Raw genomic sequence first — 13,272 nt, 5'->3', positions numbered from 1 at the left:
GGCTCGCAGTGCTTATGGAGCCCACCTGCCCTGGGAATCCGGCCCCGCCTCGTGGCAAGTACCCAGCGGATTAAAACTTGGTAGGAACCCCCTTGGTCCGGCCCGATGCGCCCATCCCGTTTGCGCGTGTCGCGATTCGAACCTAGGCTTGCGCCGATGATCGACGCAGCCACAGCCTCTGTCTTCGAAACGCTCACTGCGAAGCAACGCCAGGCCATGGCGCTTGCTGCCGATGGCCTCACGTCCAAGGAAATCGCCCGCGAACTCGATATCTCGCCGCATTCGGTCGACAAGCGCATCGATGCGGTGCGAGGTCGGCTCGACGCCCGGCCGCGCAGCCAGATCGTGCGCGACTACCGCGCATGGAGCGATCGGACCGGTGAACCGATCACCGGTGATCGATCCCCCCTCACCCACCCCTCTCCCGACACGGCATCACTGGAACCGCAGCCGGAGGGCGAAACGCTCCCGTTCGACGACGCTCTCATCTTCGAGCGGACTTCCGAATGGGATCGCCAGACCGGATGGCTGCACCGGGGTGTCAAACCTTCCGATCTGGGTGTTGGCGGACGTTTACTGTTCGTCGTGGCCGGAGCGTTCCTGGTGGCGGCGGCTTTCGTGCTGGTCGCTGCTTCGGGCAATGTTCTGATCGATCTGCTCAGTTAGGCTGGCCTGCTCCCCGGCGCTTCAACCGCCTTTGGGAGACCCAGCATGCTCGATAGCCATTCCGCCACCGCACGCCTCGTGCGCCAGATGAAATCGACCGAAAGCGCCGTTTCGAACGCGCTGATCGAAGCGCTCGGCCTGATGCACACCGCCGCCATCGCGCAGCGCGATGTGGCCGCACCCGTAGCCAAGACGCAGGCCGCGATGCAGCGGATGAGCAAGATGGTCGAAGGCCTCGTGTCCGCCCAGGGCGATACGCTGCGCGTCCATGGACAGCTGCGTGACGTGTCGCGTGTGGTGAACGCACCCGACGAACCGACTTGCCCCGACCAGGAAATCTTTACGACCGCGAGCGCGTCGCAAGTCGCCTGATTGCTTTCGGCGGCGGGATCATCCAGCGTTCCGAGATGGTACGATTTGCTATCCAAGTGACCATTGTGTTCCTCGTCGTCTTTTTTGCCCTGAAAAAGGGAGGGAGACCTGAGCGCCATGTTGCCATCGTACTTTTTGGAATGTTGGCCGCCGTCATCGGCCAAGCGCTCATCCGAGGGCACTGGACCCAATATGACGGTATTCCATGGTTCCGAGTTGCGATCGATGTCGTGGCATTCGCAATCGTTCTCGCGATCGCTCTTCGCGCCGATCGATGGTGGCCTCTATGGGTAGGGTCCGTTCTGCTCCTTTCCGTTCTCGCCCATCTGCTGCGGATCGTCCACGCGGAGATACCGCCTCTCGTTTACGCAATTATGGAGCGATGGCCCTTTATGATCGCGACGGTTATTACGGGTCTGGGAACGTACTTGCACGCCCGCAGGGAACGGATCGCCTCGCCGAATTGATCTTTCGGCTTCGGGGCAAGCATCCCGATCCCGCTTCCGCTGCGCGCAAGCTGCTTGCTCCCTACGGATCGGTGAGCGCTTTGCGGCCCGATACGGGCCAACCACCGGACGGTGGCGGCGCGACGGCGGATGGCTGGGCCGCAGCGACGGTTCGCGCCCGCACTCTCCTTCGCCGCAGTCGCAAGCAGGCACCCATTTCGAGGAGACGACCTATGACCGGGATTTCTATACCCGATGGGCTGCTGCTGGCCATGCGCGACATGCACACCGAACGGATGGTCGCCATCTTCGCCGATACCCACGGTCGCATGCTGGCGCACGAATTGGTGGCGGAAGGGAATCACACCGGCCTGCGCCTGTCGCTGCGGCAGATTTTCACCAAGGCGCTATCCCGCGATGCGCGGCGGATGGTGCTGGCGCACAACCATCCGTCCGGCTCGGCCGAGCCGAGCGACAGCGATATCGCCAGCACCAGACGGTTGAACCAGTTCGCCGCCAGCCTGGGGATCGCGCTGGAGGATCATTTGATCATCGGCAAGGACGCCATCACCAGCATGCGGGCGCGCAAGTTTATCGTCTGAATGAAACGGGCCGGGATCGTCCCGGCCCGTTGCAGTTCTCGATCAGCGTCCGGCAGCCGGATCCGCGAAATGGGTCGGCAGATGGGCGTTGACGATGCCGCCATCCACGGTGACCGTTTCGCCGATCGTGTAGTCGCCCGCCCGGCTGGCGAGGTAGACCGCGGTGCCGCCCATATCGAACTTGTCGCCCACGCGCTTGTTCGGAATGCGCTTGGCGCTTTCCTCTTCCATGTCGCGCGCGACCTTGTTCATGTTCGACGGGAAGGCGCCGGGAGCAAGGCTGGTCACGTAGATGTGATCGTCCACCAAACGCGCGGCCATGCGCCGGGTCAGATGGATCAGCGCGGCCTTCGAAGCCTGGTAGCTGTAGGTTTCCCACGGATTGACGCGCTGCCCATCGACCGAGGTGATGTTGATGACCTTGGCTGGCCGATCCGCGCTGGCGGCGGCGGTGAGGAGCGTGTGAAGCTTTTGGGTCAGGAAGAACGGCGTCTTGACGTTCAGGTCCATCACCTTGTCCCAGCCCGCTTCGGGGAAATCGGTATAGTCCGCACCCCAGGCGGCCCCGGCATTGTTGACGAGGATATCGAGCTTGTCTTCCTTGCCGGACAGCTCGGAAACCAGTTCCTCAATGCCTTCCATGGTCGAGATGTCGCCCTGGATCGGGACGACCCGGTCGCCCAGTTCCTCGGCCGTTTCATGCAATTCGCCGCCCTTGCGCGCGGTGATGTAGACGCGGTCGATACCGGCGGCGAGGAAGCCTTCGACGATCATGCGGCCGATCCCGCGGCTCCCGCCGGTCACGAGCGCGACGCGCCCCTTGAGGCTGAATAGGTCTTCGAGGGTCATGTCTTGTCTCCTTGCCCCGTCGGGCGGGGCCTGTCTCTTAGTATCCGCTCAGTTCCGCCACGCGGTTGGCGTGGTAATACTGGTCGCCGAGGAACTCCTGCAGCGCGCGGTCGCGCTTCATATAAAGGCCGATATCGTATTCGTCGGTCATGCCGATGCCGCCATGCATCTGCACGCCTTCGCGCACTGCGAGGCCTGCCGCCTTTGCCACCTTGGCCTTGGCGACGCTGGCCATCAGCTCGGCCTTTTCGCTGTCGCCGTCGAGCAGCTGCGCCGCCTTGATCGTCACCGCGCGGGCGATTTCGACTTCGGAATAGAGATGCGCGGCCCGGTGCTGAAGCGCCTGGAACTCGCCGATCAATTTGCCGAACTGCTTGCGCTGCTTCAGATAATCGACGGTCATGTCCATCGCCCCGCGCGCCACGCCGACGCCTTCGGCAGCCGCGCCGACGCGACCGGCGGTGAGCATGGCGTTCAGGACCGAACGCCCGCCATCGACCTCGCCGATCACCGCATCGCCATCCAGTTCGACACCATCGAACGTGATGTGGCTCGCCATCGAGCTGTCGACCAGACGCACGCTGTCATGGCTCATGCCGCTGGCGTCCTGCGGAACGGCAAACAGCGTCACGCCGTCTTCGTCGCTATCGTTGCCGGACGTGCGGGCGGCGACTACGATCATCTCGGCGCTGGCGCCATAGACCACGAAATCCTTCTTGCCCGACAGGCGGAACCCGTTGCCCGATTTTTCGGCCTTGCAGGCGATCCGTTCGGGGCGGTGCTTGGCCCCTTCGTCGATGGCGACGGCATAGACCTTTTCGCCAGCGACCATGTCGGGCAGCCAGCGGGTTTTGACGTCGGCGCTACCGTGTTGCAGTGCCGTTGCAGCGAGTACGGAAGAGGACAGGAAGGGCGACGGCGTCAGATTGCGGCCGATCTCTTCAAGCACGATGCCGGCTTCGACATGGCCCATGTCGAGCCCGCCGTAATCTTCGCCCACCAGAATGCCGGTAAAGCCCATTTCGGCGAACTGCTTCCACAATTCGTGGCCGAAACCGTCCTTGCAATTGCGATCGCGCCAGTGGCGCAGCTGTTTCTGAATGCCGCCCTGTTCGGCCATGAACTGTTCGGCGGTTTCGGCGAGCATCGCCTGATCTTCGTCGTGATAAAGGGGCATAATTCAGCCTTTTATATCGTCATCCCGGTGCAGGCCGGGATCGGGTGCGGGCATGTCGGACGATGCCGACAACGCCCCGGCTTTCGCCGGGGCGGCGCGATTGGAAAGAAGTCTCAGGCCCCCGGCAGGTCGAGGATGCGCTTCGAAATGACGTTCAGCATCACTTCGCTGGTGCCGCCTTCGATGCTGTTCGCCTTGGTGCGAAGCCAGCTGCGGGCAGTCTTGCCGCCGCTCGTCTCCTCGCTCTCCCATTCGAGAGCGCGGCTGCCGCCTGCCGCCATCAGCAATTCGTGACGACGCTTGTTGAGCTCGGTCCCGGCATATTTGAGCATGTTCGGCTGTGCGGGATGGCCCTTATTGACCTTGAGCTCGTCCATGAACTTCTCGCTCATCGCGGTGAAAGACAGCGCATCGACATCGAACATCGCCATCTCCGCGCGCAGCACCGGATCGAGTTCGCCCTGACGGCTGGTCGCCGCACCGAGCGAGGAGGCGCGATCGCCGCCGCCCGTCGCCGAGATCATCTCACGCTCGTGGCCGAGCAGATATTTGGCGACGTCCCAGCCGCGATTGATCTCGCCGACATAGCCGGGGATGTCCTCGCCATAGCTTTTCGGCACCTTCACATCGTCCATAAAGGTTTCGCAGAACGGGCTGTTGCCGCTGATCAGCTTGATCGGCTTGGTCGAAACGCCCTCATTCGCCATGTCGAAAAGCATGAAGGTGATGCCCTGATACTTGTTCTGCTTGTCGGTGCGGACCAGGCAGAAGATCCAGTCCGCCTCGTCGGCATAGCTGGTCCAGATCTTCTGGCCGTTGACGATCCAATGATCGCCCTTGTCTTCGCCATAGGTCTGCATCGAGACGAGGTCCGACCCGCTGCCCGGCTCGGAATAGCCCTGGCACCAGCGGATTTCGCCCCGCGCGATTTCGTTGAGGAAGCGCCGCTTCTGCCCTTCGGTCCCGAAATGGAGCAGCGCCGGGCCGAGCATCCAGATGCCGAAGCTCGACAGCGGCGGGCGTGCCCCGATGCTGGCCATTTCCTGGCGCAGGATCTTGCCTTCCGCAGGCGTCAGGCCCGCGCCGCCATATTCCTTGGGCCATTCGGGCACGGTGTAACCCTTGTCGCGACACGCTTCGAACCATGCCTTCTGCGCATCGTTTTTGAAGCTGGCGTTGCGGCCGCCCCAATAGACGTCTTCCTCGTCCCGCACGGGCTGGCGCATTTCGGGCGGGCAATTGGCTTCGAGCCAGTCGCGCACTTCGGCGCGGAAGCTTTCCGGATCGGACATTTTTGGGGCCTCTCTCTCGTTTTCGACTCTTCGTGTTGACGTAAACGTTAAGTCGATTCGCACCCCTTCCGCAAGGGCCATCGCGCCGAGCCGCCATGCCGTAGCGTCGAGCGGTTTCGATTGACGCCGGTGGCTGCAAGCCTAGGCTCGAAACCGGGAAAGAGGAGCGAGAAATGGCCACCAATGCGCGAATTCGTCGCGGTTCCGGGGTGTCGTCTTGACGGCGTTCACCACCGGCCCGCTGCCGCAGCGCCTCAAGATCGTGCATGGGTTCGGTGCGGTCGCCTTCGGCGTGAAAGATAGCGGGTTCAGTTTCTTCCTGCTGATCTTCTACAATCAGGTTCTGGGGATGAATGCGGCGCTCGTCAGTGCGGCGCTCGCCTGCGCGCTGCTGGTCGATGCGGTTATCGATCCGATCCTCGGCTATCTGTCCGATCGCACCTACACGCGCTGGGGCCGCCGCCTCCCCTGGCTCTATGCCGCCGCGTTGCCTTTGGCCTTGGCATGGGCAGTGCTCTGGAACCCGGCGACCGACGGCCCGCCCACTTTCTGGGAATTGCTCGGCATCGCGATCGTCGTGCGCGTCCTGTTGTCCGCCTGCGAGGTGCCCTCTGTCAGCCTGCTGCCCGAGATTACGCAGGATTACGACGAGCGCACCACGCTATTCCGTTATCGTTATTTGTTCGGCTGGGTCGGCGGGATCGCGATGATGTTCCTTGCCTACACGGTCTTTATGCCCGGCCCCGAAGGGATGTTGGAGCCCGGCGGCTACAGCCTGTTCGGCATCTTCGGGGCGTGTCTCATCTTTGTCTCGGTGGTCGGTTCGGCAATCGGCCAGCACCGTCTTGTCGCCCATCTGCCCGAGACAAAGCCCGCGCCCTTTGCGTTGCGGCTGGCCTTCGCCGAGATCGCAGAAGCGTTTCGAGAGCGTGCCTTCCTGATCTTCGCGGCAGGCGCGCTCGCGGCCTATGTCTCGCAGGGCATGACCTTCTCGATCAGCAATTATCTGAACCTGTTCGTATGGCAGTTCGATCGTCTGGCCCTGATCCTTTATCCCGTGGTTTTGTTCGCGAGCGTTGTGCTGATGTTCTTCATCGTCGGCCCGATGCATGCCCGCTGGGGCAAACCGAAATCGGCGGCGATCGGTATGCTGGGGTCCTTCGCATTGGGCTTCGCGCCATATGTCTTGTTCCTGCTGGGAGCATGGCCGCAGGTCGGCGGCATCGCCTCCACCGCTGGCTTCTACGCCTTTATCCTGGTCGCGAACGCGTTCGGGATCGTCGCGCTGATTTCGGCCAGTTCGATGATTGCGGAAATAGTAGAGGCCTTCGAAGAGCGAACCGGACGCCGGGCGGAAGCGACTTTTTATTCCGGCAATTGGTTCGTCCAGAAATGTGCAACCGGCGCGGGCATCCTCGTGACCGGTCAGGTCATCGCTTTGTCCGACCTGCCCAACGATGCCGTTCAGGGGGCCATCGCGAGCGACGTCATCGCGACGATGGTGCTGCTGTTCGGCGGGCTTTCGGCGGCTCTGGCGGCCATTGCGGCGTTCTGGCTGGCTCGGTTTCCGATTACGCGTGCCGAACATGAAGCGAGGCTTGCCGCGCTCGACGCTACGGCACGCGCCGATCGCGACGCACAGATCACCCCACCCTGAATATTGCGCGGCGAATAGGGGTTGGCGCGGCTATTTTGCTCTGCCAGTTTCGCGCCGCGAACCGATTGAACGAGACGAGAGAGAGGACCTTCAGACATGGATTTCGAACCCACCGAACGGCAGGCCTATTGGCGCGATCGCGTGAAAAGCTTCATCGCCGATCACATCCGCTCCGCCGTGCCGACCTATCTCGAACAGGATGCGGAAGGGGAACGCTGGAAGGTGATCCCGGTGGTCGAGGAGCTGAAGGCCAAGGCCAAGGCACAAGGCCTCTGGAACCTCTTCATGCCGCCGCGCAACGACAGCCATCATCATGTCGATGAAAGCTTCGAATTCGAAGGCCCCGGCCTCACCAATCTCGAATACGCCATGTGCGCGGAAGAAATGGGCCGCATCGGCTTCGCCAGCGAAGTCTTCAACTGCTCCGCGCCCGACACCGGCAATATGGAAGTCTTCCATCGCTATGGCACGCGCGAGCAGAAGGACCAGTGGCTGAATCCGCTGATGAATGGCGAAATCCGTTCCGCCTTCCTGATGACCGAGCCCTATACCGCCAGCTCGGACGCCACCAATATCGAGACGCGGATCGAAAAGGATGGTGACGAATACGTCATCAACGGCCGCAAATGGTGGTCCTCCGGCGTAGGCGATCCGCGCTGCAAGGTCGCGATCGTGATGGGCAAGACGGACTTTTCCGCTCAGCGCCACGCGCAGCAATCCATGATCCTGATGCCGCTCGATGCCGAAGGCGTGACGGTGCTGCGCCATCTGCCCGTGTTTGGGTATGACGATGCGCCGCACGGCCACATGGAAGTCGAACTGAAGGACGTGCGCGTGCCCGCCTCGAACATGCTGCTGGGCGAAGGGCGCGGCTTCGAGATCGCGCAGGGCCGCCTCGGCCCGGGCCGTATCCACCACTGCATGCGCACCATCGGCGTCGCCGAGGAATCGCTCGAAAAGATGTGCCGCCGTCTTCAGGAGCGCGAAGCGTTCGGCAAACCGATCTACAAGCATTCGGTTTGGGAAGAGCGCGTGGCACGCGCCCGGATCGACATCGACATGACGCGCCTCCTCTGCCTCAAGGCGGCGGACATGATGGACAAGGTCGGCAACAAGTCCGCCAAGCAGGAAATCGCGATGATCAAGGTGCAGGCGCCCAACATGGCGCTCAAGATCATCGATGATGCGATCCAGGCCCATGGCGGTGGCGGCGTGTCCAACGATTACGGGCTCGCGAACGCCTATGCCCACCAGCGCACGCTGCGCCTGGCGGACGGTCCGGACGAGGTCCACGCCCGCTCCATCGCGCGAATGGAATTCGCCAAGCACGCGCCCAATGAAGGGCCGGGGTCGAACGCGCTGCGGGGCGGCAACGCTCATTCCGCAAGCGCGGGAAGCGCCGGAGCCAGCGCAGGCATGAGCAGCGGTGACGTAGGAGCTTCGCGCTGATGGCAAAGGCCGCAATTCTCGAACAGACCGGCAGCCTCACGATCGGCGAGGTAAAACTCGCCGATCCGCTGCCGCACGAGGTCCTGATCGACACCAAGGCGTGTGGCCTGTGCCATTCGGACCTCCACTTCATCGACGGCACCTACCCCCACCCCATGCCAGCCATTCCGGGGCACGAGGCGGCGGGCGTGGTGCGCGCGGTCGGGTCCGAAGTGAAGACGGTGAAGCCGGGCGATCACGTCGTCACCTGCCTTTCCGCCTTTTGCGGCCATTGCGAATTTTGCGTCACCGGACGGATGGCGCTGTGCATGGGGGCGGATACCCGCCGCCCGCAGACCGCCGATCCCCGCATCATGCGCGCCGACGGCAGCGCCCCTGTCGCGCAGATGCTGAACCTTTCGGCCTTCTGCGAACAGATGCTGATCCACGAACACGCCTGCGTCGCCATCGACAAGGACATGCCGCTGGATCGCGCCGCCATCATCGGCTGCGCGGTGACGACGGGTGCGGGCGCGGTGTTCAACGCCTGCTCGGTCGTGCCGGGCGAAGCGGTCGCGGTCGTCGGCTGCGGCGGGGTCGGCCTTGCCGTGGTCAACGCGGCCAAAATCGCGGGCGCGGGCAAGGTGATTGCGATCGATCCGCTGAAGGAGAAACGCGATCTCGCCGAAGCGCTCGGCGCCACGCACACGGTGGACGCGATGGCGGAAGATGCGGTCGAACAGGTGATGAAGATCACCGGCGGCGGCGTCCATCACGCGATCGAGGCGGTGGGGCGCGACGCCTCGGCCAAGCTCGCGGTCAAGCTGCTGCGCCGCGGCGGCACGGCCACGATCCTCGGCATGATGCCGCTGGACTGCAAGGTCGGCCTTGGCGCGATGGATCTGCTTTCGGGCAAGAAGCTTCAGGGCGCGATCATGGGGATGAACCACTTTCCGGTCGATCTGCCCCGCCTCGTCGATTTCTACATGCGCGGCTTGCTCGATCTCGACACCATCATTGCCGAGCGTATTCCGCTGGAAGACATCAACAAAGGCTTCGATACGATGCGCGATGGCCATTCCGCCCGCAGTGTGGTGGTGTTCGACTGATGGCGGACACGGCGAACACCACGGAGGCGATCGATTTCGACAAGGAGATGGTCGGCACGGTCGCAGTGCCGGATACCGACACGCTCGACCTCGACCGGCTGACGACATGGTTCGAGACCAATGTCGAAGGCTTCGAAGGGCCGATATCCTATTCGAAGTTCAAGGGCGGCCAGTCCAATCCAACCTATCGGATCGACACCCCTAACCGCAGCTACGTCCTGCGCCGCCAGCCCTTCGGTAAATTGCTGCCGAGCGCGCATGCGGTTGACCGCGAATACAAGGCGATGTCGGCGCTGGGGCCGACGGGGTTTCCGGTGCCGAAGACCTACGGCCTTTGCGAGGATACGGACGTCATCGGATCGATGTTCTTCGTCATGGGGCTCGCCGATGGGCGGTCCCTGTGGAACGGGGCGCTCCCCGGCATCGCGAAGGAGGATCGCCGCGCGATCTATCACGCGATGATCGATACGATGGCCGATCTCCACACGACGGACCCGGCAAAGATCGGCATGGACGATTTCGGCAAACCGCAGGATTACTGCGCCCGCCAGATCGCGCGCTGGACCAAGCAGTACCGCCTGTCCGAAACCGAAACGATTCCGGAAATGGACCGGCTGATCGAATGGCTGCCCGAGACGATCCCGCCGCAGCACGAAAGCTCGGTCGTCCACGGCGATTACCGGCTCGACAATCTGATCTTCGAAAAGGACGCCAATCGCGTCCTCGCCGTGCTCGATTGGGAGCTTTCCACACTCGGCGATCCGGTCGCGGATTTCGCCTATCTCATGCTCAACTGGCACAATCCGGCGGATGGCCGCGCGGGGCTGCTCGGGCTCGACCTCGATGAGCTGGGCATCCCGTCGCAGGACGAGGCAGTCGAACGCTATGTCGCACGCACCGGCTATCCGGTCCCGCCGATGGACTGGTATTTCGCCTATAATTTGTTCCGGCTCGCCGGGATTATGCAGGGCATCAAGAAGCGCGTGATCGACGGCACGGCCAGTTCCGCGCACGCCAAGGCGATGAGCGAGCGCGTGGTCCCGCTGGTCCAGCGCGCCCACCAGTTCGCGCTGGATGCGGGGATGCCTGCCTGATCTGGACGCCGCGGCCGACTAAAAGCCGCGGCTCCACGTCACCGCCCCGCCCGCATCTGCTGGTGCCTGTGCGTAATGCCCCGGATCGGTGCGGTAATAGAGACTGGCCGAGGCCCAGCCCTTTGCCAGCGGACCGCGCCACGCGATCTCGCCCACGGTCTCACGGCCGGATGGCGCAAGCGAGAGGCGGCGCGTGGCAAAGCCGGCGGTCTCGCTTGCATAATCGTAGCTCACAGGCAGCGTCAGATCGATCCCGCCGCGCGTGACGCGCAGCGGCTGCGACACTCTGAAACCGAGCGTATCCGCATTTCCGAACACGCCCGCGCGCGTCAGATCGAGCGACCAAGCCTGGCTTTCGAAACGCGATCCGCTCGAAATAAGTCCGCTCGCATCGGCGCGACTGAAGCCATGGCGATAGGCGGCACCCAGTGCCCAGCCGCGTGCGATATCCCACCGGCCGGATGCATCGACAAACAGCGTATCCGCCCCGCCCGCACCGAAACCCTGCGCCAGATAGGCGCCGAGGATCGTCTCCTCCTCCTGCAACCAGGACAGGCCGAGCGTGGTATCGAGCGCGCCGAAGCGGCGATCGGCGGCGAGCGCGAAACTGTGCGTCTTGCGCCGGTCACGCACGCCTCTGAACACATCTTCGCCCTGGCGGCGATTGCCGATCCAGGCCTCGCCGCTTTCGGCGCTGGCGGTGAGGCCGAGACTGCCGAACTCTCGCCTTACGGCCACGCTCGCATCGGTGCTGCGCGCGAAGCCGACATCGCCGCCCGCATCGCTTGCAATGAGGAAAGCCGGGCGATCCTGTGCCTGCATCCGGCTGGCGAGCCCGAATGCGCCCTCGCGCATCGCGAAGCCGATCTTCATGTCGGGCGCGATGCGCGCGATCATCCGTGCGGCCAGCACCTCCGCCCCGTCGGCTTCGTGCGTCGTGAGTTGCATCTGGCGCGCCATCGCGCCTTCGGCCGTGGTCTGCGCCGCGAACCGCGCATCGCCAACGGTGAAGCCCAGCGAAAGCGCATCGCTGCCGCCGCCGATCTGGCGCTGTCCACCTCCAAGCGCATTGTGGAGGCGGTATTCCGGCACCGCGCCTCGCGATCCGTTCGTGAGATCGTATTCGTATGCGCGTTTGTACTCGTCGAGCAGGATACCGGACAGGCCCTGCGATCCCGCCGACGCATCGCCCATCGGAGCGGAACCGATCACCGACGTCTCGCCGATCCGCATCACGCTGGTGCTGCCCGCCACGGTGGTCGCACCGCGCGGCGCGAAGGCCGCCGCGATGTCGAGCACGCCGCGCCCATAGGTCGTATCGATGCCCGTCTCACCGAGATCGCGCGCCGTTTCGAGCAGGATCTGCACGATCTGCGCGCCGGTAAGATTGGGAAAGGCCTGAGCCATCAGGGCGACGGCTCCGGACACTTGCGGCGCGGCGAAGCTGGTGCCCGAAAACAGCAGGCGGAAACTGCCCCTCTCGTCCGTTCCGACGAAGATTTGACCGTTTTCGTAGACGCAGCAGATCCGTTCTCCGCGCGCCGTCAGGAAGAAATTGGCCTGGGCTCCGGCCCGCTGGCTGAAGCTCGAAATCTGCGATCCCTCGTCGACCGAGCCGACGATGATGACATTGGCACCGCCCGCGTCGCGGATGTTGCTCGCGAACGGTGTCGGTTGATTGGGATCGATATCGGCCTTGCTACCGTCGCCGCCATTGCCGGCGGCAACGACGATGACCACGCCAGCGCTTGCCGCGCGGCGCACTGCGGCGAGTGTCGCCTGTCCGGCAGCACCTCCGCCAAGGCTGAGATTGATGACCGTCGCGCCCGAGCTGACCGCCTGATCGATCCCGCGCGCAATATCGCCATCGCCGAAGCTGCAGGTCAGATTGGTGTTCTCGGGCGTGTCGCTGCCGCACGAACCCGGCCTGTCCGCACGCAAGGCCAAAACCCGCGCGTCGAACGCGATACCGAGAATGCCCTGATTGTTGCGCGCCGCCGCGGCAACGAGGGAAACGTTCGTACCGTGATCGTCCTCGCCATCCACGCTGCGGCTGCCTGCGACATCGCGGGAATCGGGATGGATGCGGCCCGCAAATTCGGGACTATCGAGATCGATGCCGGTATCGATGACCGCGATGGTCCGGCCCGATCCGGTTGCGCCGCGCTGCCAGGCGCTGACCGCCTTATGCTGTTCGGGCCCGTCCGACATGCGAAATTCCGCCGTGTCGAACGAGGATGGCGTAGGCGTAGGTGTAGGTGCCGGAGTCGGTGCGGGGGCAGGCGCCGGAGTGGGCGTAGGTGTCGGTGCGGGAGCCGGTTGCGGCGCGGGCGTGCTGATGACGGGGCCTCCTCCGCCCCCTCCCCCGCAGGCGGCCAGCAGGGCGAGCGCCCCCGACGCCGCGCCGCTGCGCAGCATGAGGCGATAATTGCGAACGGTGTTTCTCGATGCCATGGCGAACCCTCTTCGTCCGCCTTTCATACACCAAGCTGATGTCGCGATTGTTAACGCTGTTTCGCCCTGCGCTTGCCCGTTCGCACCCATCTATCTAACAGCGCCTCGACCGCTCGTTTCGATCAC

At 63.8% G+C, this 13,272-nt stretch carries 12 protein-coding genes; 8 read left to right on the top strand and 4 right to left on the bottom strand.

From position 1 onward, the window contains the following. Positions 1–156 precede the first annotated feature (156 nt). The 4 genes from J7347_RS00560 (at position 157) to J7347_RS00545 (ending at position 2,086) form a co-directional block, all read left to right on the top strand. Entirely contained in the window at positions 157–666 is a 510-nt protein-coding gene (locus J7347_RS00560) for a helix-turn-helix transcriptional regulator (RefSeq protein ID WP_209160385.1), read from the top strand. 45 nt (positions 667–711) lie between these two features. Continuing rightward, positions 712–1,038, top strand: a complete 327-nt coding sequence (locus J7347_RS00555; protein WP_067677734.1) for a hypothetical protein — start codon at positions 712–714, stop codon at positions 1,036–1,038. Between the two features lie 56 nt (positions 1,039–1,094). Beyond that, positions 1,095–1,505 (top strand): hypothetical protein, encoded by a 411-nt coding sequence (locus tag J7347_RS00550; protein ID WP_209160383.1) that lies wholly within the window; start codon positions 1,095–1,097, stop codon positions 1,503–1,505. Positions 1,506–1,717: 212 nt separating this feature from the next. After that, positions 1,718–2,086, top strand: a complete 369-nt coding sequence (locus tag J7347_RS00545) for a JAB domain-containing protein (RefSeq protein WP_209160381.1) — start codon at positions 1,718–1,720, stop codon at positions 2,084–2,086. A gap of 42 nt (positions 2,087–2,128) precedes the next feature. On the opposite strand, the gene J7347_RS00540 is transcribed toward J7347_RS00545, so the two are convergent. The 3 genes from J7347_RS00540 to J7347_RS00530 form a co-directional block, all read right to left on the bottom strand. Then, complete coding sequence (locus J7347_RS00540) at positions 2,129–2,935, bottom strand: SDR family oxidoreductase (RefSeq protein WP_067677742.1); 807 nt, start codon at positions 2,933–2,935, stop codon at positions 2,129–2,131. Between the two features lie 37 nt (positions 2,936–2,972). Beyond that, positions 2,973–4,112 (bottom strand): acyl-CoA dehydrogenase family protein, encoded by a 1,140-nt coding sequence (locus tag J7347_RS00535; RefSeq protein ID WP_209160379.1) that lies wholly within the window; start codon positions 4,110–4,112, stop codon positions 2,973–2,975. 113 nt (positions 4,113–4,225) lie between these two features. Then, the gene (locus J7347_RS00530; RefSeq protein WP_067677748.1) at positions 4,226–5,404 is read right to left on the bottom strand and encodes an acyl-CoA dehydrogenase family protein; all 1,179 of its coding nucleotides are present in this window, start codon (positions 5,402–5,404) and stop codon (positions 4,226–4,228) included. Positions 5,405–5,621: 217 nt separating this feature from the next. On the opposite strand from J7347_RS00530, the gene J7347_RS00525 reads away from it, so the two are divergent. The 4 genes from J7347_RS00525 to J7347_RS00510 all read left to right on the top strand — a co-directional run bounded on the left by J7347_RS00525 (position 5,622) and on the right by J7347_RS00510 (position 10,692). After that, complete coding sequence (locus J7347_RS00525) at positions 5,622–7,061, top strand: MFS transporter (protein ID WP_082851215.1); 1,440 nt, start codon at positions 5,622–5,624, stop codon at positions 7,059–7,061. A 96-nt stretch (positions 7,062–7,157) separates the two neighbouring features. Then, positions 7,158–8,510 carry an acyl-CoA dehydrogenase family protein gene (locus J7347_RS00520; protein ID WP_209160377.1) on the top strand — a complete coding sequence of 451 codons (1,353 nt, stop codon included), beginning with the start codon at positions 7,158–7,160 and terminating at the stop codon, positions 8,508–8,510. Then, positions 8,510–9,598, top strand: a complete 1,089-nt coding sequence (locus J7347_RS00515; RefSeq protein ID WP_209160375.1) for a Zn-dependent alcohol dehydrogenase — start codon at positions 8,510–8,512, stop codon at positions 9,596–9,598. The genes J7347_RS00520 and J7347_RS00515 overlap by 1 nt, the downstream gene beginning before the upstream one ends. Next, positions 9,598–10,692, top strand: a complete 1,095-nt coding sequence (locus tag J7347_RS00510; protein ID WP_209160373.1) for a phosphotransferase family protein — start codon at positions 9,598–9,600, stop codon at positions 10,690–10,692. Before J7347_RS00515 ends, J7347_RS00510 begins: the two co-directional genes overlap by 1 nt. An 18-nt stretch (positions 10,693–10,710) precedes the next feature. On the opposite strand, the gene J7347_RS00505 is transcribed toward J7347_RS00510, so the two are convergent. Continuing rightward, a complete protein-coding gene (locus J7347_RS00505; RefSeq protein WP_245173745.1) occupies positions 10,711–13,146 on the bottom strand; it encodes a S8 family peptidase in 2,436 nt (811 codons plus the stop codon). Positions 13,147–13,272: the final 126 nt, after the last annotated feature.

The sequence above is a fragment of the Erythrobacter sp. A6_0 genome (assembly GCF_017744235.1).
In the GTDB taxonomy this organism is placed as follows: Bacteria; Pseudomonadota; Alphaproteobacteria; order Sphingomonadales; family Sphingomonadaceae; genus Qipengyuania.
The sequence above is the reverse complement of the archived record's forward strand: the minus strand, read 5'-3'. Positions and strand labels throughout refer to the sequence as shown.

Coding starts and splice junctions, on each gene's coding strand:
- J7347_RS00560 (WP_209160385.1), top strand. CDS start 157: ATGATCGACGCAGCCACAGCCTCTGTCTTCGAAACGCTCACTGCGAAG.
- J7347_RS00555 (WP_067677734.1), top strand. CDS start 712: ATGCTCGATAGCCATTCCGCCACCGCACGCCTCGTGCGCCAGATGAAA.
- J7347_RS00545 (WP_209160381.1), top strand. CDS start 1,718: ATGACCGGGATTTCTATACCCGATGGGCTGCTGCTGGCCATGCGCGAC.
- J7347_RS00540 (WP_067677742.1), bottom strand. CDS start 2,935: ATGACCCTCGAAGACCTATTCAGCCTCAAGGGGCGCGTCGCGCTCGTG.
- J7347_RS00535 (WP_209160379.1), bottom strand. CDS start 4,112: ATGCCCCTTTATCACGACGAAGATCAGGCGATGCTCGCCGAAACCGCC.
- J7347_RS00530 (WP_067677748.1), bottom strand. CDS start 5,404: ATGTCCGATCCGGAAAGCTTCCGCGCCGAAGTGCGCGACTGGCTCGAA.
- J7347_RS00520 (WP_209160377.1), top strand. CDS start 7,158: ATGGATTTCGAACCCACCGAACGGCAGGCCTATTGGCGCGATCGCGTG.
- J7347_RS00515 (WP_209160375.1), top strand. CDS start 8,510: ATGGCAAAGGCCGCAATTCTCGAACAGACCGGCAGCCTCACGATCGGC.
- J7347_RS00510 (WP_209160373.1), top strand. CDS start 9,598: ATGGCGGACACGGCGAACACCACGGAGGCGATCGATTTCGACAAGGAG.
- J7347_RS00505 (WP_245173745.1), bottom strand. CDS start 13,146: ATGGCATCGAGAAACACCGTTCGCAATTATCGCCTCATGCTGCGCAGC.